Here is a 25,218-nt window from a genome sequence, read left to right on the forward strand (position 1 = left end):
GGTCGTCCTTAGCGGTCAGTCGATTTGGCCGGTCGCGAGGGCGCAACCGGAAGGGAAATGCGGAACACGGTGCGGCCGGGCACGGAATCCACCGCGATCCAGCCGTCATGTTCCGCGATGATCTTGGATACCAGCGCCAGCCCCAGCCCGGTGCCGTTCTCGCGCCCTGACACGAAGGGGTCGAAGATATGGGCGGCGATTTCCGGCTTGATGCCGGGGCCGTCGTCGCTGATTTCCACATGCAGGGGCACCGCGCCGCGCGTGCCATCGGCCCGGCGCACCCGCAGGCCCGGTTCATAGAAGCTGCGCAGGCGGATGGTGCCGCCCTGCTGGCCCGCCTCGGCGGCGTTCTTCAGAAGGTTCAGGAACACCTGCTGCAACTGGTCGGGGTCCGCCATGGTCATGGGCAGCGACGGGTCATAGTCATCCTCGATCCGCATATGCGCCGCAAAGCCCACGGCGGCGGATTTCCGGGCCCGGTCCAGAATGTCGTGGATATTCGCGGGTTTGACGGCAGGCGGGCGGACATTGCCGAACTCCTCCACCTGGTCGAGCAGCTTCACGATGCGCCGGGTTTCGGCAACGATCAGGTCGGTCAGTTCCAGATCCTCGCCCGTGACCGACATGGAAATCAGCTGCGCCGCCCCGGTGATGCCCGCCAGCGGGTTCTTGATCTCATGGGCCAGCATCTCGGCCATGCCGATGGCGGATTTGGCCGCGGATTTGGAGGTCAGCGCCCGGTGCAGCTTGCCTGCCAGTGCCCGGCTTTCCAGCAGCACCAGCACATGGTCGCCCTGTTCCGCCAAGGGCGCAATCTGCACGTCGCAGCTTTCGGGCTTGCGGCTGCCCGTGCCCACGTCGACCGCATTGACGAAGAGCGGCGCACGTCCCGAGCGGACCCGCGCGAAGGCCTCTTCCAGCGGCGCATCGACAAAGATCTTGTCCCAGACCGGGCTGCCCGTCAGAGACCGGGAAGAGGCATTGAGGAACAGCTCTCCCGCCGGGTTCACATCGGCGATGCGGTCCTCGCCGTCGATGATCACCGCCGGAATCGGCAGCGCGGTCCAGAGCGTTGCGGTCAGGTCGATCATGCCGCCATCTCCTCTGTTTCCGTCAGCATCCGGGGGATCAGCCGGACCACGCGGTCCGGGTCGCTGGCGGTCAGCACCTCGCGACGCAGGGCCTTGCTGGTGCCCGCCTCATCCATGTACCAGCCCAGATGTTTCCGCGCGACGCGGGTGCCAAGGGACGCACCATAGAAGGACAGCATCGCCTCGTAGTGACCGGCGATCATGTCGCTGAGCGCATCGCCCTCAGGGATTTCGGGCGCCGCGGCACCAAAGAGATCATGGGCGATCTGCTGCAATTGCCAGGGCCGTCCCTGCGCGCCGCGCCCGACCATGACGCCATCGGCCCCGGACAGACGCAGGGCGTCCCCCGCCGTGTCGCTGTCTATGATGTCGCCATTGGCAATGACGGGGATCGACACGGCCTCTGTCACGGCACGGATCGCGGCCCAATCGGCCGCGCCCTTGTAGAACTGGCAGCGGGTGCGCCCGTGGATGGTGATCATGTGGATACCGGCGGCCTCTGCCCGCCGCGCAAGATCGGGCGCGTTCAACAGGTCATCGTCCCAGCCCAATCGCGTTTTCAGCGTGACGGGAACCGAAACCGCGCCCACGACCGCCTCGATCAGCGTCAGCGCGTGGTCGAGGTCTTTCATCAGGGCCGAGCCGGAATAACCGCTGACCACCTTCTTGGCGGGACAGCCCATGTTGATGTCGATGATCCGCGCACCCTGCCCTTCGGCAAGCTTTGCAGCCTCGGCCATCCAATGCGCCTCGCGCCCCGCCAGTTGCACGGCGGTATTCTCCAGCCCGAAGCCAAGTTCTGCCCGCGCGCGCACGCTGGCCTTGGCCTCGACCATTTCCTGGCTGGCCACCATTTCCGACACCACAAGACCCGCGCCGAAGCCTGACACCAGGTTGCGGAACGGCAGATCGGTGATTCCGGCCAGTGGCGCCAGAAAGACCGGGGGATCGAGGGGCTTTTCTGCCAGCAAAATGGCCAATTGCTTAATCCTTGAGCAGTCACCCCTCGATGTAGGGGGTTTCCCCGGTGGTTGCAAAAGTTTCGCGGCGGAAAACAGGGGCGACGCAAGCATTGCCTAAATTTTGGGCGCTTGGGGCGGGAAATTCAGCGACATTGTGCCAGCCGCGCTTTCGCCCTATCAGAACGCCATGACCAAGGACGCCCCGATCCCCCAAGCCCCCCGCGTCGCCGCGCTAGTCGTCGCGGCAGGCCGTGGCCTGCGGGCTGGTGGCGATATTCCCAAGCAATATCAACAGCTCAAGGGTGAGGCTGTTCTGACGCGGACCCTCAAGGCTTTGGTCTCGCATCCGCTGATCCGCGACCTTGTCGTCGTCCATCATCCTGACGACTCGGCCCTGCTGTCCAACGCGCTGGCGCCGCTTGATCAATCGGTCATCACAACGGTCGGCGGTGCGACGCGCGATGCCTCGGTCCGCGCGGGGCTGTCCGCTGTGCCAGGCGGGGTGGACTATGTGCTGATCCACGACGCCGCCCGGCCCTTGCTCGGCCCTGAGGTGATCGACGGCGTCATTGCCGCACTCGCCACCCACCCCGGTGCGGCGCCCGGCCTGCCGGTGGTCGATGCGCTGTGGCAGGGCGACAGCACCGTTCAGGCCATTCGCGCCCGCGACGGGCTCTATCGCGCGCAGACCCCGCAGGGCTTTCACCTCGCCGCCATCCGCGCGGCCCATGCCGCCCATCCCGGCGGCGCTGCCGATGACGTGGAGGTCGCGCTGGCCCATGGGCTGGACATTGCGATAACCCCCGGCGATGAAAGCAACCTAAAACTCACTCAAGCGCAGGATTTCGCCCGCGTAGAACGTCTGCTGGAGAGCCAATCCATGATCGACATCCGCACCGGCAACGGCTTTGACGTGCATCGGTTCTGCCCGGGCGATCATATCTGGCTGTGCGGCGTGAAAATCCCGCACACGCGCGGGCTTCAGGGCCATTCCGATGCCGATGTCGGCCTGCACACCGTCACCGACGCGATTTACGGTGCGCTGGCCGAAGGCGATATCGGCACCCATTTCCCCCCCTCCGATCCGCAATGGAAGGGTGCTGAAAGCCATATCTTCCTGACCCATGCCGTTGATCTGGCTTCTGAAAAAGGCTTCGCGATCAGCAATGCCGACCTGACCTTCCTGTGCGAACGGCCCAAGATCGGCCCCCATGCCGTAGCCATGCGCGCCCGGCTGGCAGAGCTGTTGCGCATCGACCCTACCCGCGTGTCCGTCAAGGCGACCACCACCGAACAGCTCGGCTTTACCGGCCGCGAGGAAGGCATCGCCGCCATGGCCACCGTAACCTTGGTGAAATCATGAACCGACTTATCGCAACCGTCTTCTATGTGGGTCTTCTGCGCCCCGCCCCCGGCACCTGGGGCAGCCTTGCCGCCATCCCGCTGGCCTATCTTCTGCACCAGCTTGGCGGCTTTGTCGCGCTTGCGGCGGGCACGCTGATCGTGGCCGTTGCCGGCTGGTGGGTCACCAATGAAGTGACGCGGGACAGCGCCGACAAGGACCCGTCAGAGATCGTGATCGACGAGGTTCTGGGCATGTTCATCGCGCTTTGGCCGGTGTCCTACGGCGCGATGATGGCGGGGGCGGATTTCTTCGCGCTCTGGCCCGGCGTGCTGACCGCGTTCCTTGCCTTTCGGCTGTTCGATATCTGGAAGCCCGGCCCCGTGGGCCTTGCCGACCGTCGTGGCGATGCGCTTGGCGTCATGCTGGATGATGCCATCGCGGGCGGGCTGGCGATGATGGTGGTCGCGGTTCTGGCAGTACTGGCGCATCTTCCGGGGCGGATGTGATGCTGGCCCGGACCCTACTGGAGGAAGCACGCGCGGGCCATCACGTTATCGCCACGGCGGAAAGCTGCACCGGCGGGCTGGTCGCGGGCGCGATCACCAGCGTGGCGGGATCGTCGGATATCTTCGACCGGGCCTTCGTGACCTATACGAACCGCGCCAAGGTGCAGATGCTGGGCGTCAGCCCCGATACGCTACGCGAACATGGCGCGGTGTCCGAACATGTGGCGCAAGAAATGGCGGCGGGGGCTTTCGCGAACTCACAAGCCACAATCGCCGTTTCGGTCACCGGCATCGCAGGCCCCGGCGGGTCAGAACACAAGCCGGAGGGCCGGGTCTGTTTCGGCCTGGCCTGGGAACATGGACTGCGCACGGAAACCATCGATTTCGGCGCGCTTGGGCGCGATCAGGTCCGCGCGGCGGCCGTGGATCATGCCCTGGGAATGATCCTGACAAGCATCAGACAAGACACGCACGACTCTGAGGCAAACCGCCGTGGAAACGCACAAGATTTACGCAGTTTCTGAATTGCCCCCTGTTTGATCGCTTCAAACGCCCCTTGCCTCTTTATTTATCTGTCCGCCTTCCGCTTTTCGGCGCTCAACCGCTGAAAAAACATGCATGCGAAGGGACAAACCACCATGAACGGAGCAGATACAGCATGGATCATCGTCGCCACGGCGCTGGTTCTTTTCATGACCTTGCCGGGGCTGGCGCTTTTCTATGGGGGCCTTGTGCGCGCGCGCAACGTGCTGAGCGTCTTCATGCATTGCTATGCGATCGCCTGTTTGATGAGCATCCTGTGGCTGGCGCTTGGCTATTCCATCGCCTTCGGGGGCTCGGGCAATGCCTTATGGGGCGGGCTTGACCGGGTCTTTCTGAACGGGGTCACCGCTGACAGCCTGTCGGGCACCTTGCCAGAGGTGCTGTTCTTCGCCTTCCAGATGACCTTCGCCATCATCACCCCCGCGCTGATCGTGGGCGCCTATGTGGAACGGGTGGGCTTCGGCTTCGTTCTGCTCTTCTCGGCGCTGTGGATGTTGCTGTGCTATGCGCCCGTGGTGCACTGGGTCTGGGGCGGCGGGCTGCTGGCGGGCAATGAGGACGCAGGGCTTGCGCCGCTCTTCGGCACGGCGGTGCGCGATTTCGCGGGCGGGATCGTGGTGCATGAAACCGCCGGGATCGCCGCGCTGATGATCGCCTTCTTCCTCGGCCCGCGTCGTCACAGCACGACGCCCCCGCACAATCCCGGCTACGTGATGATCGGCGCCGCGATGCTGTGGGTGGGCTGGTTCGGCTTCAACGGCGGCTCGCAACTCGCTGCCGACGGGGGCGCGGCCATGGCCCTGACCGTGACGCATATCTCTGCCGCCACCGCCTCGCTCAGCTGGGGCCTGTGGGAGAAGATCAAATACGGCAAGGTCAGCCTTGTGGGCGTCGTGACCGGCACCATCGCGGGTCTGGCCTCGATCACCCCGGCCTCTGGCTTCGTCGGGCCGCTGCCTGCGCTGATCATCGGCGCCGTTGCCGGTATCCTGTGTCAGGAGGCGGTGAACTTCATTCGCAACAAGGTCAAGATCGACGACACGCTCGATGTCTTCGCCGTGCATGGGGTGGGCGGCATCTTCGGCACGATCATGATCGCGGTCTTCGTGCCGGGGGCCTGGGCGGCGCAGCTTGGCTCGCTGGTCGTGGTGGGGGTCTACACGGTCGTGGTGACGCTGGTGCTGATCTACGTGGTCAAGGCCATCACCCCCCTGCGCGTCGATGCGGAGACCGAGACCAACGGGCTCGACCTTACGGTTCACGGCGAACGCGCTTACGACATGTCGAGCTGACCGGACCTACAGAAAGCCTGCAACGCCGCGCCGAGCTCTTCCGGTGCGGCGTTTTCCGTTATGAGGCTGTCCAGACGGGCCACCGCCTGCGCCCCGAGCAGCGCCTCGGCCTTGGCCCGGACCTTGGCCGCGCGGGTGGAGAGCGGCAGCGGGGTCAGCAGGTCATGGCTGGCGTCGCGCGTCTCGCCGTTCAGCGTCAGACTGACACGGGCGGCGGTCTCGGGCAGGGTCTCGTCCGGGGTGACGCGCACCCGGCGGCGAAGAGCGCCCACCTGCTGATCGCGCGCCAGCGCATCGGTGAATGTGTCGAGCCGCGCGGTGTCGTACCCGAGCGCCGCCAGTGCCATCACCTGCGCGTAGGAGAACTTCGCCTCCAGCCCGGTGGCGGGGGCGGAGATGTTGCACACGGTCAGCCAGCGGGGGTGAGTGGTCACCTCGATCTCGGAGATCCCCTCCGGCTCAACAGGCAGCAGCTCCGCAACCGCCTCCAACGCCGCATGCAGCCCGTGGCAACAGGCGTGGAACTTGTGGCTGACCGCCTCGAACAGCCAGTCCACGCCCAGGCCGTCCAGCGCCGACATATCCCCGGACCCGTGATGGGTGGGGCCAAACCCCTGCGCATCCTCCAGTCCGGCCCGGCGCGGATCGAATCCCTTCGACACCAGAAGCGCCGCCTCCACCCCGTTTGCCGCCGCGATCCCGGCGTTGAAGGGCTTGCCCATGGTCCCGAACTGCGATTTCAGACCCGAGGCGCGGGTGCCCAGAAGGCCGATCACATCGGCAAGCTGCGCGGCCGAGAGCCGCAGCAAGCGCCCCGCCGCCAGCCCGGCCCCGAACGCGCCCGCCGTGGCGGTCTGGTGAAACCCCGCCTCGTAATGCCCGCGCCCCAGCCAGACGCCCACGCGCACCGAGGCCTCGACACCGACCAGAGCCGCCTCCTGCACAGCCGCGCCCGTTGCCCCCACCCGTTCTCCCATGGCCAGCGCCGCCGGGATGACGGCAACCGAGGGGTGGCCGATATGAGCGAAATGGGTGTCGTCATAGTCGAGCGCATGCGAAAGCGTGCCATTGACCAGCGCCGCCATGCGGGAGGGAACGCGCTGGTCCAGCCCGAGCGCATGGGCCTGCGGGGTGCCGCCCTCCTCCTCTGCCAGCGCGCGCAGAACCTGCGCCACCGGCTCTTGCCGCCCGGCGATTGCCACGGCGCACCAGTCGAGAAGGGACAGCCGCAGAACCGCGCGCGCGGTGTCCGCCCCCGCGAGAGGGGCCGCCGCGAAGGAAGCCAGGGCATCGGTGAAGGGGGTCTTTGTCATGGGGGCTCCGCCGTTTTCGCGGCAGAGTAGCAGGGGCGCCCGCAAGGTAAAGCGCCCGCGTCAGACCCGCGCCAAGGCGGACTCGGTTTCCGCCACCAGCCGGGCGACCACCTGCGACGTGGTTTCAGCCCGCACCAGCCCCGCCCCCTGCCCCGACCACAGCGCCACCGCATCGGGCAGACCCGCCCTGGCAGAGGCCGCGCGGATCGGCCCCGTCGCCGCGTTCATCAGCGGGAAGTCGGGCCAGTCCGCATGCGCCGCCATCTCGCGCGAGAAGTCGTTTGTGATCCCGCGCGCCAGCCGCCCGGAATAGGCGCGCGTGGCCATGGTGTCGTCGCCCGTCGCGGCGACGACCGCCTGCTTGTGCACCTCGGGGCTTGCGCATTCGGGCGTGGCGAGAAAGGCCGTGCCCACCTGCACGCCCGACGCCCCCAGCATCAGCGCCGCCGCCACGCCGCGCCCGTCGGCAATGCCGCCCGCCGCGATGACCGGCACGCTGACCGCATCTACCACGCGCGGCACCAGCGCCAGGGTCCCGGTCAGGTCCGCCCCCCTGCGCGGCAGGAACCAGCCGTTATGGCCCCCCGCCTCCGCGCCTTGAGCGATGATTGCATCGGCGCCGTGATCCTCCAGCCAACGCGCCTCTTCCGCCGAGGTGGCCGAGGACAGGATCAGGATGCCCGCCGCTTTCAGCCGCTCCACCAAAGACGCCTCCGGCAGGCCGAAATGGAAGGAGGCCACCGTTGGTCCGCAGGCAATCACCGCCTCGCAAAGGGCCTCGTCGAAGACGGGGATCGTGTCGGCGGGGGCCTGCGACGCGCCCGTGCCCAAACGCGCATGCCAGGGCGCCAGCCGGGCCGCGACCTCGGCATTCAGCGCCTCATCAGGCACGGGCCGGTCGTGAACGAAGAAATTCACGTTGAGGCTGCGGTTGGTCCCGGCCTGCGCCGCGCGCAGCTCCGCTGTCATCGCCTCGGCCCGCAGCATCGCGCAGCCGAGCGAGCCGAGCGCCCCCGCATTGGCAGCAGCCGCCGCCATGGCGGGCGTCGTCGCGCCCGCCATCGGGGCCTGGATGATCGGATAGTCGAGCTGCAAGAGCTGCGTCAGGGGCGTGGTTGGCCAGATCATGTGAAAAAGTCTAAGCCAAGCCCCGCGTCCCGCCTAGCCCCCAACAGGATCGAGGTCGAGCCAGAGCCGCCCGCGCCGGTAGCCGCCCCGCGCAAGGTGGCCGGGGGTGGCAATCTCCGGGAACCGGTCCTGCCAGTCACGGTATCGGTCATTGGTCAGGATCCGTGCACCCAGATCGCGGGCGGCCTGCAGGATGACCTCATCCGCGACAGTGCCTTTGTGCACGACGATCACCCGGTTCTCTGGCAGGCGAAAGAGCTGTGCAAAATCCCGGTCATCCAGATAGCGCCCCGCCAGCCCATAGCCCGCACTGGCATCGAACATGATGCCGGGGTGATAGCCCAGTTCAGTCACCTTCCGCAGCACGTCCTGCACGGTCGCGACCTGGGGCGTGTTATCTCGCCAATACATGATGTTGGAGCCATCGAGGATGACATGATGCGCGGGTTTGCGCGGCCCCCGGCGACGCCAGATCAGGAAAGCAAGGACAAGGGCGAGACCCCCGACAAGGGGCAGAATGAAATCCAAAACCACTACTCCAACCAGTTTGGCGCGCGTTCAGGCTGCGCCGTAAAGCACCTTCGCGCGGTCCTCGAAGGCCTGCACGATCCGCGTCATCGCCTCGTGAAAGAAGAGCCCCGCCGCCCCTTGCAAGAGCTTGCTCTTGAATTCGAAATCCACGTCAAAGCTGACCTCGCACCCGCCCCCTTCCGCATCGCGGAACCGCCAGTGAGAGATCAGATGCTTGAACGGCCCCTCGATATATTCGGTGTCGATCTCGCTCATCTCCGGGCGCAGGGTCACGCGGGACCCGAACCGTTCGCGGAACATCTTGAAGCCCACAACCAGATCGGCCAGCATCACCTCGCCGCCCTCAACCGGCGTCACCGAACGCACCCGCGCGCCCATGATCCACGGGATGAACTGCGGATAGCGCGCCACATCGGCCACCAGATCATACATCTGGGCTGCGCTATATGGCAGCAGACGGGTCTCGGCGTGGCTTGGCATACGTCTTTTCCGGTTTCCTCGGGTGTGCCCCATGTCCTAAAGTTCCTGCGGGAATTCAAGGGACAGGGGCGGTTTTGCCGCCTGAAAGGGGCGATATGGCGCAGAAACCTTACGTAGTGGACAAGATGATCTCGGCCAAGGCCATCGCGGCGCGGATCGAGGAATTGGCGCGCGAGATCGAACGCGCCTTCGCGGGCACCGACAAGCTGGTGGTCGTGGGGCTGTTGCGCGGCAGCTTCGTCTTTATCGCCGATCTGGTGCGCGAACTGAACCTGCCCGTGGAGGTCGATTTCCTCGAAACCTCCTCCTATGGCAGCGGCATGGAAAGCAGCCGCGAGGTGCGTATCCTCAAGGACATCCGGGGCGAGATCGAGGGCCGCGACGTGCTGGTGGTGGAGGATATCGTCGATACCGGCCACACGCTCAACCACGTGCTGCACCTGCTGGAAAGCCGCCACCCCAAGCGGTTGGAAACCATCGCGCTTCTGGACAAACCCTCGCGCCGCGAGGTGGACGTGAAAGCCACCTGGACCGGCTTCGAAATCCCCGATGAATTCGTGGTGGGCTACGGCATCGACTACGCCCAGAACAACCGCAACCTCGGCCATATCGGCAAGGTGCGGTTTACGGAGGAGTGAGGGGGCAGCAGATCACCTCTACTCCCGACAGTGCAATCACGCACATGGCAACTCTGCATTTTCGCACAGACCCTGTGCGGATCACACCCGCGTGAGGCGGGGGTGAGCCTATTGCGTGAACGCTCCCGATACCGCGATGCTACGTCGCACCGCACGTATTCATCAGGGAGCCCCCCATGCGTATCTTTTCCAAATCTCTTCTCGCCGCCGCAGCGCTGACGCTGCCGCTCGCTGCCACGGTTCAAGGCGCGGGCCATGGCGACAATCCATATGCCAGCCATATCGCGGCCCGTCAGGGCTACATGCAGATCCTCTCGTTCAACATCGGCGTGCTTGGCGGCATGGCCCGCGGCAATATCGACTATGATGCCGAGGCCGCGCAGACCGCCGCCAACAACCTTGCCGCCATGGCCGGGGTCGACGGCCGCGCCTTCTGGCCGGAAGGGTCCGACAATTTCGCCCTGGAAGACGCCACCCGCGCCCTGCCCGCGATCTGGACTGATATGGCCGGCTTTGGCGAGGCCTGGATGGCCTATGGCGCGGCTGCAAACGGCATGGCCGATGCGGCCGGTAACGGGCTGGAGGCGCTGCAAGCTGCCATCGGCCCGCTTGGCGGATCCTGTGGCGGCTGCCACCGGAACTTCCGTCAGTCCGACGATTGAGCTAATCTCGGGACGGCATCGCAATTCCGCCTTGCCGTCCCGATCAAAGGCCATTTTCCCATGCGATTTCTTCGGTTTCTCGTCATTCTCGTCATTCTGGGCGCCGCTGCTGGCTGGTATCTGACCGCGCCTGCACCGCTGGCCGCATCGGATATTCCCGAGCGCGACGGTGATGCAGAACATGGAGAGCTGATCTTCTGGGCCGCAGGCTGCGCGTCCTGCCATACCGCTGAGGACGCAGAGGGCGACGCGCGTCTTGTCCTATCGGGGGGGCGCGCCTTCCCGTCGGATTTCGGCACGTTCTACGCTCCCAATATCTCGATGGACCCCGATCACGGCATTGGCGGCTGGTCCGAGGCGGAATTCCTGTCCGCCGTCATGCGCGGGGTCAGCCCCGAGGGGCAGCATTATTACCCCGCCTTCCCCTATACCACTTATGCGCGGGCCGGGGTGACGGATCTGCAGGATCTCTGGGCCTTCATGCAGACCCTGCCCGCGGACGCCACGCCGTCGCGCGAGCATGATGTGGGCTTTCCCTTCTCGATCCGACGGTCGCTTGGCGGCTGGAAGCTGCTCTTTGCCTCCGATGACTGGGTGATCGAGGGCGATGACCTGTCGCCGGAGGTGATGCGCGGGCGTTACCTGGTGGAATCGCTTGGCCATTGCGGCGAATGCCACACGCCGCGCAATGCGCTTGGCGGGCTGGACTATGCCAATTGGCTGGCGGGCGCGCCGAACCCCTCTGGCGAGGGGCGCATTCCGAATATCACGCCCGCCGCGCTGAACTGGTCGGCCTCTGACATCGCCAATTACCTGCGCGACGGGTTCACGCCCGAGTTTGACAGCGCGGGCGGCGAAATGGTCGAGGTGATCCTGAACATGGCCCACCTGCCCGACGCCGACCGCGCGGCCATTGCCGCCTATCTTCAGGCGCTTCCCGCCTCAGAGTGAGCCCATCATCGCCCGCGCCTCGGCCTGCTGCGCCGGGCTGAGCGCCCGCGACAGCCGATTGCAACGACGGCTGTATTGCACCTGCCGGTCCTCGTTCGAGGTGATCTCGACCGCGCGCAGGCAAAGGGCCAGGCCGCGCACCGGATCGCGGCCAGGATGGGCCGGATCAGAGATGACCTCGCCGAGGTTCACGTAGGCCAGCGAGTCATTCTCCTCCAGACCGCGCTGAAACATCTCGCCCGCGCGCAGCAGATCCCGGGCACCGCCCACACCGTTGCGCAGCATCAGGCCGAGATCGCCAAAGGCCAGTTCGGCCCCGCGTTCGGCGGCCAGTTCCATCAACCGGCGGGCTTCGATTTCATCGGAATAGCCCAGATCCCCGTGCCAATACATGACCGCCAGTTCATAGGTCGCATCCGCATCCCCCTGATCGGAGGCGAGCTGATAGTAGTGTCGGGCCATGTCAGGGTCAGCCTCAACCCCGCGCCCGCCTTCATACATCGAGCCCAGGTTGTAATAGCCGGTCGTGCTGCCCTGTTCTGCCGCCTGTTGGAAATAGGCCACCGCGCGGTCGTGATCGACAGGAAGGCCGCCTTCGCCATTGTCATAGTAATACCCCAGCCAGTTCGCGCCATAGGAGCTGCCCCGCTCGGCAGCCTCTTCATAGAGCGCCACCGCCTGTGGCTGATCGACCGGCCCGCCTTCGCCTTCACGCAGCATGTCGGCGAGATTTTCCAGCGCCCAGAGGGGGCCGTCATTGTCATGAGCCAGCGCATAGAAGCGTCGCGCCTCGGCCTGGTTTTCCTCCACCCCTTCGCCATGGGCATACATCCAGCCCACATTCGCGGTGCCATCCACATAGCCCGCCTCATGGGCCCGGCGGAAATACTCCATCGCGCGGCGGGAATCCGGGGTGCCGAAATGGCCTTCAAAATAGGACACGCCAAGATTGTTATAGACCCCGGCATAGCCCATCTCCTCGGCCCGCAGCATCAGCGGAATGGCCAGATCGGGACGCGGATCCTGCCCGGACCAGCCGTCGAGATAGTGATCGGCCAGATTGTTCAGCGCCTGTGGCAGATCCTGATCGGCGGCGGCCTGATAATAGCTGACCGCCCGGAACCCGTCCGCAGGCACGCCGAGCCCGTTCTCGTAGAGAATGCCCATCATGTTCAGCGCCACCGCGTCGCCGGAATTGGCCAGCGGGCGGGAGATTTCCAGCGCCAGCGCGTAGTTGCCCGCGCGATAGGCCTCCACGGCGTCATCGGCGGTCTGTGCATACAATGGGGTCGCGAGGCAAAGCAGCGCGGCGACGGAGATGGCTTTGAAGTTCATATGGGCTCTCCTTTTCGAAATAAGGTTTCGTGAGGAACGGGTCAGCTGCCTGAAAGCAAGGCATCTGTCCTTTCTGTGATGGCCGCACGCTCTGCCGCGCTCAGGTCGTCGGGCAGGGTACCACAGCTTTCCTGATACTCGGCGGTGCGGTCGGGTTCGATCTCGCGCGCGATGGCAAAGGCGCACCAGGCATAGCCCTCGACCCGGTCGGCCCCGTCATAGTCGGGGTTGAGATAGACCGTCGCCGCGCCCCAGGCCGCGAAGGGATAATCCATGCGGGCGGCCTGCTGGTATAGCGCCAGCGCATCGGCAAAATCCACTGGCCCGCCAAGCCCGGCTTCATGCATGTAGCCCAGATCATTCGTTGGCCCCGGCAAGCCCAGATCGGCCAGAATCTGCAACAGGCGGCGGGCCTCTGCATGGTCCTGCGCGACGCCCGCACCATCCCAGTACATATAGGCCAGATCCGACAGCGCCTCGATGTTCCCGCGCTCATAGGCAAGGTGATAGAGCGCCACCGCCCGGTCGATATCATCCGGCACCGACGGGTCACCATCGGACAGAAGATAGGCTAGGTTGGAAGGCGCCCAGTCATGGCCGAGGGCCGTCCCCTGTTCATAGGCCTCTGCGGCCGCTGCCGGATCGGGGGCCATCCCCGCCGCGCCATTGAGCAGCAAGATACCCAGATCGTTCCCCGCCCCGGCATAGCCAAGCGTGATGGCCTGCCGGTAAGTTTCAATCGCCCCGGGAATGTCCTGCGGGCCGCCCCGGCCAAGCTCCATCATATAGGCCAGATTGCGGGTGCCCTGCCCGTTTCCAAGCTCTGCCGCCTGTTCAAAGAGAAGCCGCGCCTGCGTGTCGTCCTGCGCGACCCCGAACCCCTGGGCATAGAGCGCCCCCATATTGCTATAGGCCCCCGCCGAGCCCCCATCCATGGCCTGCCGGTAATAGGCCGCGGCGGCATCGTAATCCGGGCTGCCAAGGACGCCTTCCTCGGACATGGCGCCAAGGGTGTTGAGAGCCTCGGCATTGCCTGCCTCTGCGGCGGCGTCTGCCAGCTCCCATGCGCGGGTCAGGTCGCGAGGGACGCCATTCACACCCTTATACAAGATCCAGGCCAGGTTTGCCTGAGCAATCGCATATTCCTGGGCAACGGCGGCCTCGTAATAGTCCAGCCCAAGCTGCAGGTCCTGTTCCACCCCTTGGCCGTGGAAATAAAGCACCCCGAGGATATTCAGGGCCGCAGGATCGCCCGCCTCGGCCATCGGTTCCGACAATTGGCGTGCGGTGTCATAATCGCCGCCCCTGAAGGCGGCGCGGGCATCATCCAGCCAATCGGCATGGGCCGACAGGGGCGCGAGAAACAGACAGACGGCAACAGCAGACAGACCGGCGCGAAGATGAACCATGGCAAAAACCTCCCTTAAATGCGGGAATGCTACCGCAACATGGCAAAATCGCAAAATGCTTTGCGGTCAGTGGCTCAGATGCGCCGGCGCGTCGATATGGGGGCGGCGCAGGGTGAGAAGGCGCAGCGCCTCGTCCGCCCGACCCTGTTGGATCTGCGCGTTCATTAGGGCAAATTCGAGGATATCACGCTGTGCCCGGCTGCCGCCCACCCGTTCCGACTGCGCCACGACGGGGATCAGCCGCGCCTCGGCCACGGCCCAATCCTCGGCAGCAATCGCCCGGAACGCCTCGGCGCAGGCGGGCACCATGTCACCAATTGGCCCTTTGGCGTCCGATATAAGCCGGTCGAGCGCCTCACCATTGCCGCTCATGGCATGAATCACCGCCGCATGAACATCGACGAATCCCATTCCGGGGGTCGGGAAAGAGGCCAGCGCATACTCCCCAAGCGCCTGCCAGCGGGCCTGCCCGATCTCCACCCCGGCCAGTGACGCCCGATAGTAGAGCGCTGCCAGATCGGTGACGACATTGATCGCGGGGCTTAGGCTGACGCCCGGGGCCAGGTCTTCATCCACCGCCCGCCACATGCGCGCCTCGTCGCCCGTCGCCATCGCCCACAACGCCACATGCCAGGTATTGTGGCAATGCATCAGGCCCGTGCGGTCGTAGCCCTGCATCCAGTCGCCCAGAAACCGCAGCCCGTCCGCCGTTTCCCCGACCTCATAGTAGAGATGCGCGCGGATATGGGCGGCATGGGCGCTGTCAGGATTGCGCGCAAGCGCCAAGTCGATCTGCATCTCGGCCTGCTTGAACTGCCCGATTTCCAGATGCGCAAAAGCCATCTGGGCGGGAAACCACCAGTCGCCCTCGTAATGGGGGGCCAGGAAATCGGCCACCGCCAGATGTTCCGCCTCGCGGCCCACGCGGCCGGAAAAACCGATCAGGCTGAAGACCCCAAGAACGGTCTGCGCCACCAGCGCATCACGGGGATACTCGCGAATATGGGCCCGGATCAGCGCATAGCCTTGCCCCGCGCGCCCTTCGATCAGATGCCCGAAGATCTCCAGTTGAGCGGCCTCTCTCGGGGTCAGTACCCGGTCGCAGCCCCTTGCCGCCGCCAGGGCCGCCTTTGCCTGGCTCATATGGCCGAAGGTTTGGAAGTTCCGGGCCAGCGCCACATGGGCGGGGGCAAACTCCGGGTCGGCCTGCGTGGCCTCTAGCAGGGCTTCCTCCACCCCTGCCATCCCGGCAAGGTAGAGATCGACGCCGCGCTGATAGGCATCCGCGGCCCGCTCCGATCCTGTGGAAATCTGCAGCCCATAGCGGTCTGTCATCACATCGCGGCGCATCAATTTCCCCCGTTTCCCAAGGTCCAGGGCTCCGGCGCAGGCCAGAATAATCCCCGGCAGCGCCACAGGGTTGCCCCCATTTCCACAACTTTGGAGGGTATGTCTTTGTCATGCAAGCAGTTGTGCCGCAATGAACGGCAAAATGGAGAACCAGGAAATGCAACAAAAGCAGAACTTCTTTTTGGACGAATCCGGCGCCGTGACCGTCGATTGGGTCGTCCTGACCGCCGGGCTGGTTGGCCTTGGGCTGGCCACCATGGCCGTGGTCAGCGCCGGGGTCGAGGATCTCAGCGGTGACATGCGCGGCCAGATGGAAAGCCAGACGATCTCGACCAGCTTCGCCAGTGCGGCAAGCGGCGGCGGCACCTGGTCCTGGTCGGGTCGGACCGCCCAAGATTACCACGCGGTCGGGGCGGCAGCCGCCCCCGGCAACAATGGCGCAACCTATTACTGGGCGCAGCAGGAGGCGATTGGCGACATGCCGGAAGGCTACAATTTCGACGACCCCATGCATGATCCGGCCACCGGTCTGGTCGTCTATACCAGCAACGATGGCACGACTTACGCCTCGGGTGGTGAAACCTGGGCAATCGACGAATATCCTGGCACGCCGGTCTATTGGGGCGCCTGATCCCTCACTTGCAGTCGAAAAAGAAAACCCCGGCCTTGCGCCGGGGTTGTTCGTCTCAGGCCTGTCCCAGCTTCCGCAGCCGCGCTGCGCGCAGCCGGGCGAAATCGTCGCCCGCGTGGTAACTTGACCGCGTCAGCGGCGTGGCCGAGACCATCAGGAAGCCCTTGTTATAGGCAGCCTTCTCATAGGCCTTGAATTCCTCGGGCGTCACGAACCGGTCTACCGCATGGTGTTTCGGTGTCGGTTGCAGGTACTGACCGATGGTCAGGAAGTCGATATCGGCAGCGCGCATGTCTTCCATGACCTGGATGACCGACTGCTTGTCCTCGCCGAGCCCCACCATGATGCCCGATTTGGTGAACATGGTCGGATCCAGTTCCTTCACCCGCTGCAAGAGCCGCAGGGAATGGAAATAGCGGGCACCGGGGCGCACCTCGGGATAAAGCCCCGGCACGGTTTCGAGATTGTGGTTGAACACATCCGGTTTCGCGGCCACCACGACCTCCAGCGCCTCGGGGGCGCAGCGGATGAAGTCGGGCGTCAGGATTTCAATGGTCGTGTCCGGGCTGCGATGGCGGATTGCGCGGATGGTCTGGGCGAAATGCTCGGCCCCGCCATCCTCGATATCATCGCGGTCGACCGAGGTGATCACCACATGGTTCAGCCCCAGTTTCTGCACGGCATCCGCGACGCGGCCCGGCTCGAACACGTCGAGATCCTCCGGCGGCTTGCCGGTGGCGATGTTGCAGAAGGTGCAGGCGCGGGTGCAGACCTCGCCCATGATCATCATCGTGGCGTGGCCCTGGCTCCAGCATTCGCCGGCATTGGGGCAGCCCGCCTCTTCGCAGACCGTCACCAGCTTGTGCTCTCGCATGATCTTGTGGGTTTTCTTGTAGCCCTCACCCACAGGTGCCTTGACCCGGATCCACGCCGGTTTCTTCGGCTGCGGGTTGTCCGGGCGGCGCGCCTTTTCGGGGTGGCGCTGTTCGGGAATCTTCAGATCACGCATGCGAGGGCTCCTCCAATTGCGCCATGTTTAACGCTGAACCATCCAAAAGTAACCCCGCCTCACGCGGGAACCGGCTATGCAGCCCTGCGGTTCCTTGGCGCAGCCGCGCCGGTTGTCAGGCCCTGTGCGCAGGTCCAGACTGACCCGACCGGACAGGAGACAATCGGTATGGCCATCAACTGGGCGCAGCACCGCACGCAGGATCATCATATCACCCGCGCGCAGGAGTTTCTCAAGCAAATAGTCTATGGCGGCAATGACGGCATCGTCACCACCTTCGCCATCGTGGCGGGCTTTGCGGGGGCCTCTGCCGAAAACACCGCCCAGATCGGGGCACTGGCGGTGCTGGTCTTCGGTCTTGCCAACCTGTTTGCGGACGGGGTGTCGATGGGGCTTGGGGAATTTCTGTCGGGCCGGTCGCAACGCGATCTCTATCATGCGCGGCGGGCAATGGAATTGCAGGAGCTGTCCACCGATCCCGATCGAGAACGGCTGGAGCTGCAACAGATGCTGCGCGAACGCGGGCTGCCGGGGGGGGATGCCGATCGGGTCGCGGATATCCTGATGCGCAACCATGATTTCGCCGCCGACCTGATGATGGCCTATGAATTCGAGATGACCGACCCGCGCAGCACCAATCCCGCGGGCGACGGGATGTCCACCTTCATGGCGTTCATCACGCTCGGCTCTATCCCGTTGCTGCCCTATATCGCGGGTCTGGACCCGGCCCGCGCCTTCCCCATATCCGTCGCGGCGACATTCCTCGCGCTGTTCGGGCTCGGGGTTCTGCGCTGGCGCGTAACAGGCGAGGCGGCATTGCGCTGCATAGGCGAAACGGTGATTGTCGGCGGTGTCTGCGCTTTGGTGGCCTTCCTGGTCGGCGTGCTGGTCGGCGGCTAGATGCTTGCAAAACCGGGCAAAACCGGCAGGCTGTCGGTCACTCCGAAAAAGGATGCCCCATGACCGCCCGTGACCAGATGACAACCCGCGCCGCCGCGCCGGACACGCTTCGCCGTTTTGTCGAGGACCTGACCGCCCTGGTGGCCTTCCCGACCGAACCCGGCGGCGTTGATGCCCATACCGCCTGCCTGAAGCATATCGCCGGGCTGATGGCCGGCCATGGGTTTGTGGCCCGCTGGATCGAGGGCGACCATCCGCCCGCGATGGTCCTGTCGCGCCATGAAGGCGACGGGTTGCCGACGATCCTCGGCTATGGCCATGCCGATACCGTTCCGGGGATGGAGGGGCGCTGGCAACAGGGTCTGACCCCATGGAGCCTGACCGAACGGGACGGCAAGCTCTACGGGCGCGGGGTGGCCGACAACAAAGGACAACTGCTGGTCAACCTGACGGCGCTTCGATTGGTGCTGGAGCAACAAGGCGCGCTCGGCTTCAACTGTCACATGCTGGTGGAAATGGGCGAAGAGGTCGGCTCGCCGGGGCTGGATGCGATCTGCGCGGGGCTGAAGGACGACCTGAACGCCGATCTGGTGCTGGCCTCTGACGGGCCGCGCCTGTCTCAGGATCAACCGACCGTGTTTCTTGGCGCGCGCGGGGCCGTGACGGTGAAACTGTCGATCCATCACCGCGAGGCCGGTCGCCATTCCGGCAATTTCGGCGGGCTTCTGCGCAATCCCGGCACCGAGATGGCCCATGCCATTGCCTGCATCATCGGCCCGAACGGCGAATGCCTCGTCCCCGGCTGGACGCCGGAGAAAGTGCCGGACGCCACCCGCGCGATCCTGACGGGCATCACCCCCGCAGGCGGAGAGATTGACCCCGGTTGGGGCACCCCCGGCCTGACGCCCGCCGAACGGGTCTTTGCGTGGTCAGCGGTCGAGGTGCTGGCCTTCACCTGCGGCACGCCAGAACGGCCCGTCAATGCCATCCCGCCAGAGGCGCAGGCCCATATCCAGCTGCGTCATGTAACCGGGCTGGACCCCGAGGCGATCCTGCCCGCCCTGCGCGCGCATCTGGATGCGGCCGGGTTCGACTACGTTCAGATCGAGGAACCCGACGCCCGCTTCCCCGCCTCGGCCACGCCACCAGATCACCCTTTCGCCCGGTTCGTAGTACAGTCCATTGCCCGCACTACCGGGACCGATCCGGTGCTGCTGCCCTCGCTTGGCGGATCACTTCCCAACCACGTCTTCACCGAAACGCTCGGCCTTCCCGCAGTCTGGGTGCCGCACAGCTACCCCGGATGCAGCCAGCACGCCCCGGACGAACATCTGCCCAAGGCGATGATCCCCGGTGCGATTGCCCTGATGGTGGGACTTTACCATGATATCGGCGCTGCCGGTCGGTCCGGCCTGGGGCTGGCGTGATCCCTACTGGATCGTCGCGCTCCAACTGCCGGAACCGAAGCAACTGGCTGACCCGCGACCGCTATAGGGAATGCCGTTCGTGGTGTCGCGCGGATACCAGGTGCCGCTCAGAGTGCATCCAGCAAGGCTGCCTGACAGGTCACCGACCCAAAGGGATGTGCCGACCATGTTGATCGAAGCCGTACCTTCCCATCGTTCCACCGTGTTCCAGATGTAGTAGTTCCACAGGCTGTCGCCCTCGCAGGTTCGGCGGCGCAATTCAAATCCGTAGATCCCGCTTGGCAGGTCGATGCGGCCTTGCCAGTTCACGCCGCGATTGTCGCAATTGAGCGCTGCCGCCGGTCCTGCAATGACCAGTGATGCAGCAATGAAAAGAGCAAGATGCAATAGGCGCAACATGTCTTCCCCCTTCGATTAGAAATGTAAAACTCCCTCGTTCCTGACCGCCATCCTAGCACGAGTTGGTGCGATGGCTCAAATCCGGGCCGGGCAGACAGGACGGAGCGTGGAATTCGCAATTGAAGGGGATTTGGTGTAAAATCCAGCAAACAAGAGGGACAAAGCCGGTCCATTGGACCATTCCAACGGGAAAGGATCCCCGATGCTACGCCTTGCCTGCACCGCCGCTCTTGTCTTCAGCCTCCTTGCGACGGCAGCCTCTGCCGATTGGTTTCGCGTGAGAGTCCGAACCGAAACGAACGGCCCCGTCGTCGGCGCGACGGTCTGCCCGGTCGTGCTGGAGTCCCCGCGTGCGGCACTGCCCGCGACAGGGCTGATCAACGGTGCAAGGCAATTGACGAACCAACAGGGTTTCGCAAGTTTCGAAGAACCGCGAGAGCGTTGGACGAACCTGTTCTTCGAGGGCCGCATCCGCTTTCTGGTCTTTGCAGACGGCTATTGCCCGGCGGCATGTGACGTCGATTTCTATTGGAGCCATCAGGAGTCCACCCCGCGCAGCGGGCCAGAGGACTACAGCTGCAATCTCAACATGCAATGGGCCGAGCCGGGAGGCTATAGCTGCCGCCACGGACGCACCAATACGACCAACCTGATGAATCTCTCGAACAGTTTCATTGACGAGAACGGAGAATACACGGTCATCGCGGATATCGACGGAGAGTTGCAACGCCATTTCGGTGCGCCGCGGGTGGGGTATGAGCGATGCCCAAGACGCCATGAGCCTGTTGTGCCGGTCGTGCCGGAACTCGTCCCCACGAATCCGGTTGTCACGCAGCCCAGAATACCGACATCGCCAATTGATCCGAACGTCGCCGAACCGGTTCTGCCGCGCCAGTAGCGCCATTGCGCGACACGGCGGGTTGTCACTTCCCGCCAAAACTCCCGGCCCCTTTGTCGGAAACCCGCGATCCAAGCCCGCAGTGGCGGGCTAGGCTGTCGTGAGAACAGGACTGCGAAACAGGAGATTTTCATGCAGACCCAGGCACGTGTTGTGGTGATCGGCGGCGGCGTCGTCGGTTGCTCGGTGCTCTATCATCTGGCCAAGGCGGGCTGGACCGACAGCCTGCTGCTGGAACGGTCCGAGCTCACCTCGGGCTCCACCTGGCACGCGGCGGGGGGCTGTCACACGATCAACGGCGATCCCAATGTCGCCAAGCTGCAGAAATACACGATCGAGCTCTACCGGGAGATCGAGGAACTCTCGGGCCAGTCCACCGGCTTTCACATGACCGGCGGCGTGATGCTCGCCTCCACCCCCGAACGGTTCGACTGGCTGAAATCCACCATGGCCAAGGGCCGCTATCAGGACATCCAGTCCCGCGTGATCACCCCGGAAGAAGCGCATGAGCTGATGCCGCTGCTTGACCCGGCGCAATTCGTGGGCGGGCTGGAAACCGTGGTGGATGGCCACCTCGACCCCTCCGGCGTGACCTGGGCCTATGCGAAATCGGCGAAGAAACTGGGCGCGTCCTACGAACAGCATTGCAAGGTCGAAGAGATCCTGCGCGCCCGCGACGGCGGCTGGATCGTCAAGACCAACAAGGGCGACGTGGCTTGTGACCATGTGGTGAACGCGGGCGGCCTCTGGGCGCGTGAAGTGGGCCGCATGGTGGGGTTGGAGCTGCCGGTTCTGGCGATGGAGCACATGTACCTGATCACCGAGGACATGCCGGAAGTCGCTGAAATCAATGAAAAGACCGGCAAGGAAGTGATCCACGCGGTCGATTTCGACGGCGAGCTCTACCTGCGTCAGGAACGCGGCGGCATGCTGATGGGCACCTATGAGAAAGCCTGCGTGCCGTGGTCCACACGGGAAACCCCGTGGGAGTTCGGACACGAGCTGCTGCAACCCGATATCGACCGGATCGCGCCGTCGCTGGAGGTGGGGTTCGAGCATTTCCCCGCCTTCGCCAATGCTGGCATCAAGCAGATCATCAACGGCCCCTTCACCTTCGCCCCCGATGGCAACCCGCTGATCGGCCCCATTCGCGGCCTGCCCGGCATGTGGTCGGCCTGCGGAGTCATGGCGGGCTTCAGCCAGGGCGGCGGCGTGGGCCTCGCGCTGGCCAACTGGATCACCCAAGGCGATCCCGGCTTCGATGTCTGGGCCATGGATATCGCCCGCTACGGCGATTGGGCGACGATGAGCTACACCAACCCCAAGGTGCAGGAAAACTACTCCCGCCGCTTCTCGATCAAGTTCCCCAACGAGGAATTGCAGGCCGCCCGTCCCTACAAGACCACACCGATCTATGACCGCATGCTGTCGCTTGGCGCGCAGATGGGGGATTCGTGGGGGCTGGAAGCGCCGCTGTGGTTCTCGCCCGACGGCACCAAGGACGAATTCAGCTGGCGCCGGTCCACCGATTTCAGCCATGTGAAGGAAGAAGTCCGGGCCTGCCGCGAAGACGTGGGCGTGATGGAAATCTCGGGCTTTTCGAAGTTCTACGTCCGGGGCGCAGGGGCCACGGCCTTCCTCGACAAGGTGCTCGCCTGCAAGCTGCCCAAGCCGGGCCGCATGACGCTGGCCCCGATGCTGAAGGACAACGGCAAGCTGCAAGGCGACCTGACCGTCGCCTGCCTGTCGGACACGGAGTATTATCTAGCCGGTTCCGGCATGGCCGAGGTCTTCTATGCCCGCTGGTTCGAAAAGCACATGCCCGAAGACGGGTCGGTGTCGCTGGAAGTCGTGGGCCTTGGCATGGTCGGCCTCTCCATCGCAGGCCCCAAATCACGGGAGCTGTTGCAGAGACTGACCCCTGCGGATGTGTCCAACGACGCCTTCCGCTTCATGGATATAAAGCGCATGGATGTGGGCTTTGCCCCCTGTCTTGTCGGCCGGGTCAGCTTCACCGGCGATCTGGGATACGAGATCTGGATGAAGCCCGAATACCAGCGCCATGTCTTCGACCGGCTGCTTGCGGAGGGCAAGGATCTGGGGCTGAAACCCTTCGGCCTTCGCGCGCTAAACGCCATGCGGCTGGAAAAGAACTTCGGCGGTTGGGCGCGCGAATTCCGCCCCGTCTACGGGCCTTTGGAGGCAGGTCTCGACCGCTTCATCGCCTACGGAAAAGACGCTGATTTCATTGGGAAAGCTGCAGCCATGGCGGAGCGGGACAGCGGCGGCAAGCTCCGCCTGCGCGCCTTCACCGTGGCCGCAATCGATGCCGATGTGATCGGGGATGAACCGATCTGGCACGACGGCGAAGTTGTGGGTTGGGTCACCTCCGGCGGCTATGCCCATAACGCGAGCCAGTCCGTCGCCATGGGCTATGTCGCGAAAGAGGTTGCCGACAGCGAAGGCCCGTGGGCTATTGAGCTGTTGGGGGAAAAACTGGACGCAAAGCCGCAACACGCACCGCTCTTCGACGCCAATTTCGAACGCATGCGTGGCTGATACGGTCAGGGCGGGGTCAATCCCCGCCCTCTTCGCTGTCCCGTTGCTCGCGGAACCAGCGTTCAAGCGCCGGGTTGGGGTCTGCCGCCGTTTCGGTTGCATCCTCCGCCAGATCCCGGGGTCGCATCCGGGGCAGCCTGCCGCCATTGGGCGTGCGGAAATAGTGCATTTCGCGCGCGCCGAAATAGAAGCTGACGATGGCACCCAACAGCCACCAAAGCGGTTCCGGCACCTCGTTCAACCCCACCATCCGTGCGGCAAAGGCCTCCGGATCGACCATGGCAAAAACAAAGAGCCCGATGGTCCCAAGCGCCAGAAAAGGCCTTGGCATCCGGTTGATGCCGTTGATCACCCGGTCAAACAGCCCGCTGCGCCCGTATTGAAACTCGTCCCCATGGGCGTCGAGTGCCGCGCGATGCGCCTCCGCCGACAGTTCCATCGCTCGGGTCTCATTGGCATGAAAGATCTCGGCCACATCGCTGACCGCCTCTCCGGCGGCAGCAATCGTCTGCGGCCCGCCCAGAATGCGCTGCATCAATCCCATGCCGCCACCCGTGCGCGATGTTCAGCCTCCGTCAGGTGATATTCAGGCGAAATGAATTCCTCCGCCCGCCGGATCCAGCCGCCCTTGCCACCATCTCGCCGCGTGGCATAGCGGCGAGAGGCCGGACGGCGATCCCCGATGGCATAGTAGAAATTGCGCCGGGCAATCCCATAGGCATCCACCATCTGCCGTCCCGCGCTGTCATATGCGGCAGTCGCCGCAGCAATGGTTTGCGGCCCGATCACGCCGTCGACGGCGATCTCCAGCCCCATATCCCGCAGCAAGCGCTGCAAGATACGCACCGCATTGGTCCCCGCATTGACCTGCATGTCGAAGACCGTTGGCTGCAACGCCTCCGGCAGCCGGTCGAGTCGCGGAGCGAAATAGTAGTGTTCGATGAAGATCTCGACCGCCCGTTCCCTCGGCAGCGCCCGCACATCGGCCTCGTCCACATCCCCGTCGCCATCCAGGTCCAGCCCCAGGCGGCGCATGGTGTGGATCGTCACCCCGTAATTCGTGGCCCCCCCGGGGTCGTTGGGGTCATTCACATATCCTCCCTCTCGATCGACGATTTCAGACGCAATCTGGCGAACCGACAGCATGGTTCAGCCCTCCCATGCTCAAGGTTCAAGATACCCCTCACCCAATCACAGAAGCCTTAAGATTTCTCTAATCCCCCTTCATCTTGGCAAAAATACCTAGGGAGCTCGAGGGCAGAGCCCTCGATCCCACATATAAAACAGATACTTGCAGAAATTACGTCACGCACCCTCGCCACGCATCCGCGGCAGCGCGCTTTGACGAAGGCTCCCGAAGGGGGCTTGAGGAGAAGCGCCCGCCGTCAATAGCTCGGCGCCGGTTCCTCATCTTCCGTGTGCCGGTAAACCCCTTGCGCTTCCAGCGCGTCGATCACCTCGGCGGGCATATAGGTCTCGTCATGGCGGGCCAGAAGCTCGGTCGCCAGAAAGACACCATCCTCATAGGTGCCGGTGGCGACCGTCCCCTGCCCTTCTCCGAACAGGTCCGGCGGGGCATCGTTGCCGACATAACGCACCGGGATATCGGCGCCACCGTCGGTCACGGTGAAGGTGAAATCCAGCCCCTCGTCCTGCACCAGCGTGCCCTCCAGAACCAGCCCGCCAATGCGGAAGATTTCATCTGGCGGCGGCGGGGTTTCTGCCACTTCACTCGGGGTGCGGAAGAAATTGATCCCGTCGCGCAGCCCGTAGCCAATCAGCCCCGCTGACACGGCAAGCGCCATCATCGCGACGATGATCACCTGGATCCGGCGTTGTTTCTTCAATCCGCGCATGGT

General features: G+C 64.6%; 26 protein-coding genes. 12 read left to right on the plus strand and 14 right to left on the minus strand.

From position 1 onward, the window contains the following. Positions 1-8 precede the first annotated feature (8 nt). Together EP237_RS04905 and dusB are read right to left on the minus strand one after the other, a co-directional pair. Positions 9-1,091, minus strand: a complete 1,083-nt coding sequence (locus EP237_RS04905; RefSeq protein ID WP_127558703.1) for a two-component system sensor histidine kinase NtrB — start codon at positions 1,089-1,091, stop codon at positions 9-11. Next, entirely contained in the window at positions 1,088-2,071 is a 984-nt protein-coding gene (gene dusB, locus EP237_RS04910) for a tRNA dihydrouridine synthase DusB (RefSeq protein WP_240661499.1), read from the minus strand. The genes EP237_RS04905 and dusB overlap by 4 nt, the downstream gene beginning before the upstream one ends. Positions 2,072-2,240: 169 nt before the next feature. On the opposite strand from dusB, the gene EP237_RS04915 reads away from it, so the two are divergent. The 4 genes from EP237_RS04915 to EP237_RS04930 all read left to right on the plus strand — a co-directional run bounded on the left by EP237_RS04915 (position 2,241) and on the right by EP237_RS04930 (position 5,739). Continuing rightward, positions 2,241-3,416 (plus strand): bifunctional 2-C-methyl-D-erythritol 4-phosphate cytidylyltransferase/2-C-methyl-D-erythritol 2,4-cyclodiphosphate synthase, encoded by a 1,176-nt coding sequence (locus tag EP237_RS04915; RefSeq protein WP_127558707.1) that lies wholly within the window; start codon positions 2,241-2,243, stop codon positions 3,414-3,416. After that, the gene (locus EP237_RS04920; RefSeq protein WP_127558709.1) at positions 3,413-3,904 is read left to right on the plus strand and encodes a phosphatidylglycerophosphatase A family protein; all 492 of its coding nucleotides are present in this window, start codon (positions 3,413-3,415) and stop codon (positions 3,902-3,904) included. The genes EP237_RS04915 and EP237_RS04920 overlap by 4 nt, the downstream gene beginning before the upstream one ends. After that, positions 3,904-4,428 carry a CinA family protein gene (locus EP237_RS04925; protein ID WP_127558711.1) on the plus strand — a complete coding sequence of 175 codons (525 nt, stop codon included), beginning with the start codon at positions 3,904-3,906 and terminating at the stop codon, positions 4,426-4,428. The genes EP237_RS04920 and EP237_RS04925 overlap by 1 nt, the downstream gene beginning before the upstream one ends. A 114-nt stretch (positions 4,429-4,542) precedes the next feature. Beyond that, on the plus strand, positions 4,543-5,739 hold the full coding sequence (locus tag EP237_RS04930; RefSeq protein WP_127558713.1) for an ammonium transporter: 1,197 nt from the start codon (positions 4,543-4,545) through the stop codon (positions 5,737-5,739). Here the strand turns inward: EP237_RS04930 and EP237_RS04935 are convergent. Genes EP237_RS04935 through EP237_RS04950 form a run of 4 tightly spaced genes read right to left on the minus strand, consistent with a single transcriptional unit; the run spans position 5,721 to position 9,191 of the window. Continuing rightward, positions 5,721-7,052 (minus strand): MmgE/PrpD family protein, encoded by a 1,332-nt coding sequence (locus EP237_RS04935; protein WP_127558715.1) that lies wholly within the window; start codon positions 7,050-7,052, stop codon positions 5,721-5,723. The genes EP237_RS04930 and EP237_RS04935 overlap by 19 nt on opposite strands. 60 nt (positions 7,053-7,112) lie before the next feature. Then, positions 7,113-8,180: an NAD(P)H-dependent flavin oxidoreductase gene (locus EP237_RS04940; RefSeq protein ID WP_127558717.1), complete on the minus strand. Its 1,068-nt coding sequence runs from the start codon at positions 8,178-8,180 to the stop codon at positions 7,113-7,115. A gap of 33 nt (positions 8,181-8,213) precedes the next feature. Next, the gene (locus EP237_RS04945) at positions 8,214-8,708 is read right to left on the minus strand and encodes an NYN domain-containing protein (RefSeq protein ID WP_240661501.1); all 495 of its coding nucleotides are present in this window, start codon (positions 8,706-8,708) and stop codon (positions 8,214-8,216) included. 30 nt (positions 8,709-8,738) lie between these two features. After that, complete coding sequence (locus EP237_RS04950; RefSeq protein WP_127558719.1) at positions 8,739-9,191, minus strand: type II toxin-antitoxin system RatA family toxin; 453 nt, start codon at positions 9,189-9,191, stop codon at positions 8,739-8,741. Positions 9,192-9,286: 95 nt separating this feature from the next. Between EP237_RS04950 and hpt the strand changes: the two genes are divergently transcribed. The 3 genes from hpt to EP237_RS04965 all read left to right on the plus strand — a co-directional run bounded on the left by hpt (position 9,287) and on the right by EP237_RS04965 (position 11,442). Further along, positions 9,287-9,829 carry a hypoxanthine phosphoribosyltransferase gene (gene hpt / locus EP237_RS04955; RefSeq protein ID WP_127558721.1) on the plus strand — a complete coding sequence of 181 codons (543 nt, stop codon included), beginning with the start codon at positions 9,287-9,289 and terminating at the stop codon, positions 9,827-9,829. A gap of 176 nt (positions 9,830-10,005) precedes the next feature. Beyond that, entirely contained in the window at positions 10,006-10,491 is a 486-nt protein-coding gene (locus tag EP237_RS04960; RefSeq protein WP_127558723.1) for a c-type cytochrome, read from the plus strand. A 60-nt stretch (positions 10,492-10,551) separates the two neighbouring features. Next, the gene (locus tag EP237_RS04965; protein WP_127558725.1) at positions 10,552-11,442 is read left to right on the plus strand and encodes a c-type cytochrome; all 891 of its coding nucleotides are present in this window, start codon (positions 10,552-10,554) and stop codon (positions 11,440-11,442) included. Here EP237_RS04965 and EP237_RS04970 read toward each other — a convergent pair. From EP237_RS04970 to EP237_RS04980, 3 genes are all read right to left on the minus strand, one after another. Then, on the minus strand, positions 11,434-12,777 hold the full coding sequence (locus EP237_RS04970; protein ID WP_127558727.1) for an SEL1-like repeat protein: 1,344 nt from the start codon (positions 12,775-12,777) through the stop codon (positions 11,434-11,436). The genes EP237_RS04965 and EP237_RS04970 overlap by 9 nt on opposite strands. Before the next feature lie 41 nt (positions 12,778-12,818). Continuing rightward, entirely contained in the window at positions 12,819-14,186 is a 1,368-nt protein-coding gene (locus EP237_RS04975) for a tetratricopeptide repeat protein (protein WP_127558729.1), read from the minus strand. Between the two features lie 66 nt (positions 14,187-14,252). Beyond that, a complete protein-coding gene (locus EP237_RS04980; RefSeq protein ID WP_127558731.1) occupies positions 14,253-15,521 on the minus strand; it encodes a tetratricopeptide repeat protein in 1,269 nt (422 codons plus the stop codon). Positions 15,522-15,666: 145 nt separating this feature from the next. On the opposite strand from EP237_RS04980, the gene EP237_RS04985 reads away from it, so the two are divergent. Beyond that, positions 15,667-16,167 (plus strand): hypothetical protein, encoded by a 501-nt coding sequence (locus tag EP237_RS04985; protein ID WP_127558733.1) that lies wholly within the window; start codon positions 15,667-15,669, stop codon positions 16,165-16,167. Positions 16,168-16,222: 55 nt separating this feature from the next. Here EP237_RS04985 and lipA read toward each other — a convergent pair whose 3' ends face one another. Beyond that, positions 16,223-17,176: a lipoyl synthase gene (lipA, locus tag EP237_RS04990; protein WP_127558735.1), complete on the minus strand. Its 954-nt coding sequence runs from the start codon at positions 17,174-17,176 to the stop codon at positions 16,223-16,225. 168 nt (positions 17,177-17,344) lie between these two features. Here lipA and EP237_RS04995 point away from each other — a divergent pair, with 168 nt between their 5' ends. Together EP237_RS04995 and EP237_RS05000 are read left to right on the plus strand one after the other, a co-directional pair. Next, a complete protein-coding gene (locus EP237_RS04995) occupies positions 17,345-18,076 on the plus strand; it encodes a VIT1/CCC1 transporter family protein (RefSeq protein ID WP_127558737.1) in 732 nt (243 codons plus the stop codon). Between the two features lie 59 nt (positions 18,077-18,135). Continuing rightward, positions 18,136-19,503, plus strand: a complete 1,368-nt coding sequence (locus EP237_RS05000) for a M20/M25/M40 family metallo-hydrolase (protein ID WP_240661503.1) — start codon at positions 18,136-18,138, stop codon at positions 19,501-19,503. Between the two features lie 3 nt (positions 19,504-19,506). On the opposite strand, the gene EP237_RS05005 is transcribed toward EP237_RS05000, so the two are convergent. Continuing rightward, positions 19,507-19,902 (minus strand): hypothetical protein, encoded by a 396-nt coding sequence (locus EP237_RS05005; protein WP_127558739.1) that lies wholly within the window; start codon positions 19,900-19,902, stop codon positions 19,507-19,509. 202 nt (positions 19,903-20,104) lie between these two features. On the opposite strand from EP237_RS05005, the gene EP237_RS05010 reads away from it, so the two are divergent. Both EP237_RS05010 and EP237_RS05015 read left to right on the plus strand, forming a co-directional pair. Then, the gene (locus EP237_RS05010; RefSeq protein ID WP_127558741.1) at positions 20,105-20,800 is read left to right on the plus strand and encodes a hypothetical protein; all 696 of its coding nucleotides are present in this window, start codon (positions 20,105-20,107) and stop codon (positions 20,798-20,800) included. A gap of 132 nt (positions 20,801-20,932) precedes the next feature. Then, the gene (locus EP237_RS05015) at positions 20,933-23,359 is read left to right on the plus strand and encodes a GcvT family protein (RefSeq protein ID WP_127558742.1); all 2,427 of its coding nucleotides are present in this window, start codon (positions 20,933-20,935) and stop codon (positions 23,357-23,359) included. 16 nt (positions 23,360-23,375) lie between these two features. On the opposite strand, the gene EP237_RS05020 is transcribed toward EP237_RS05015, so the two are convergent. The 3 genes from EP237_RS05020 to ccmE all read right to left on the minus strand — a co-directional run bounded on the left by EP237_RS05020 (position 23,376) and on the right by ccmE (position 25,215). Continuing rightward, positions 23,376-23,903: a holin family protein gene (locus tag EP237_RS05020; protein WP_127558744.1), complete on the minus strand. Its 528-nt coding sequence runs from the start codon at positions 23,901-23,903 to the stop codon at positions 23,376-23,378. Beyond that, entirely contained in the window at positions 23,894-24,505 is a 612-nt protein-coding gene (locus EP237_RS05025; protein ID WP_127558746.1) for a holin-associated N-acetylmuramidase, read from the minus strand. Before EP237_RS05025 ends, EP237_RS05020 begins: the two co-directional genes overlap by 10 nt. Before the next feature lie 239 nt (positions 24,506-24,744). Further along, positions 24,745-25,215: a cytochrome c maturation protein CcmE gene (ccmE, locus tag EP237_RS05030; RefSeq protein WP_127558748.1), complete on the minus strand. Its 471-nt coding sequence runs from the start codon at positions 25,213-25,215 to the stop codon at positions 24,745-24,747. Between the last annotated feature and the right edge of the window lie 3 nt (positions 25,216-25,218).

Source organism: Nioella ostreopsis (assembly GCF_004000255.1).
GTDB lineage: Bacteria > Pseudomonadota > Alphaproteobacteria > Rhodobacterales > Rhodobacteraceae > Nioella > Nioella ostreopsis.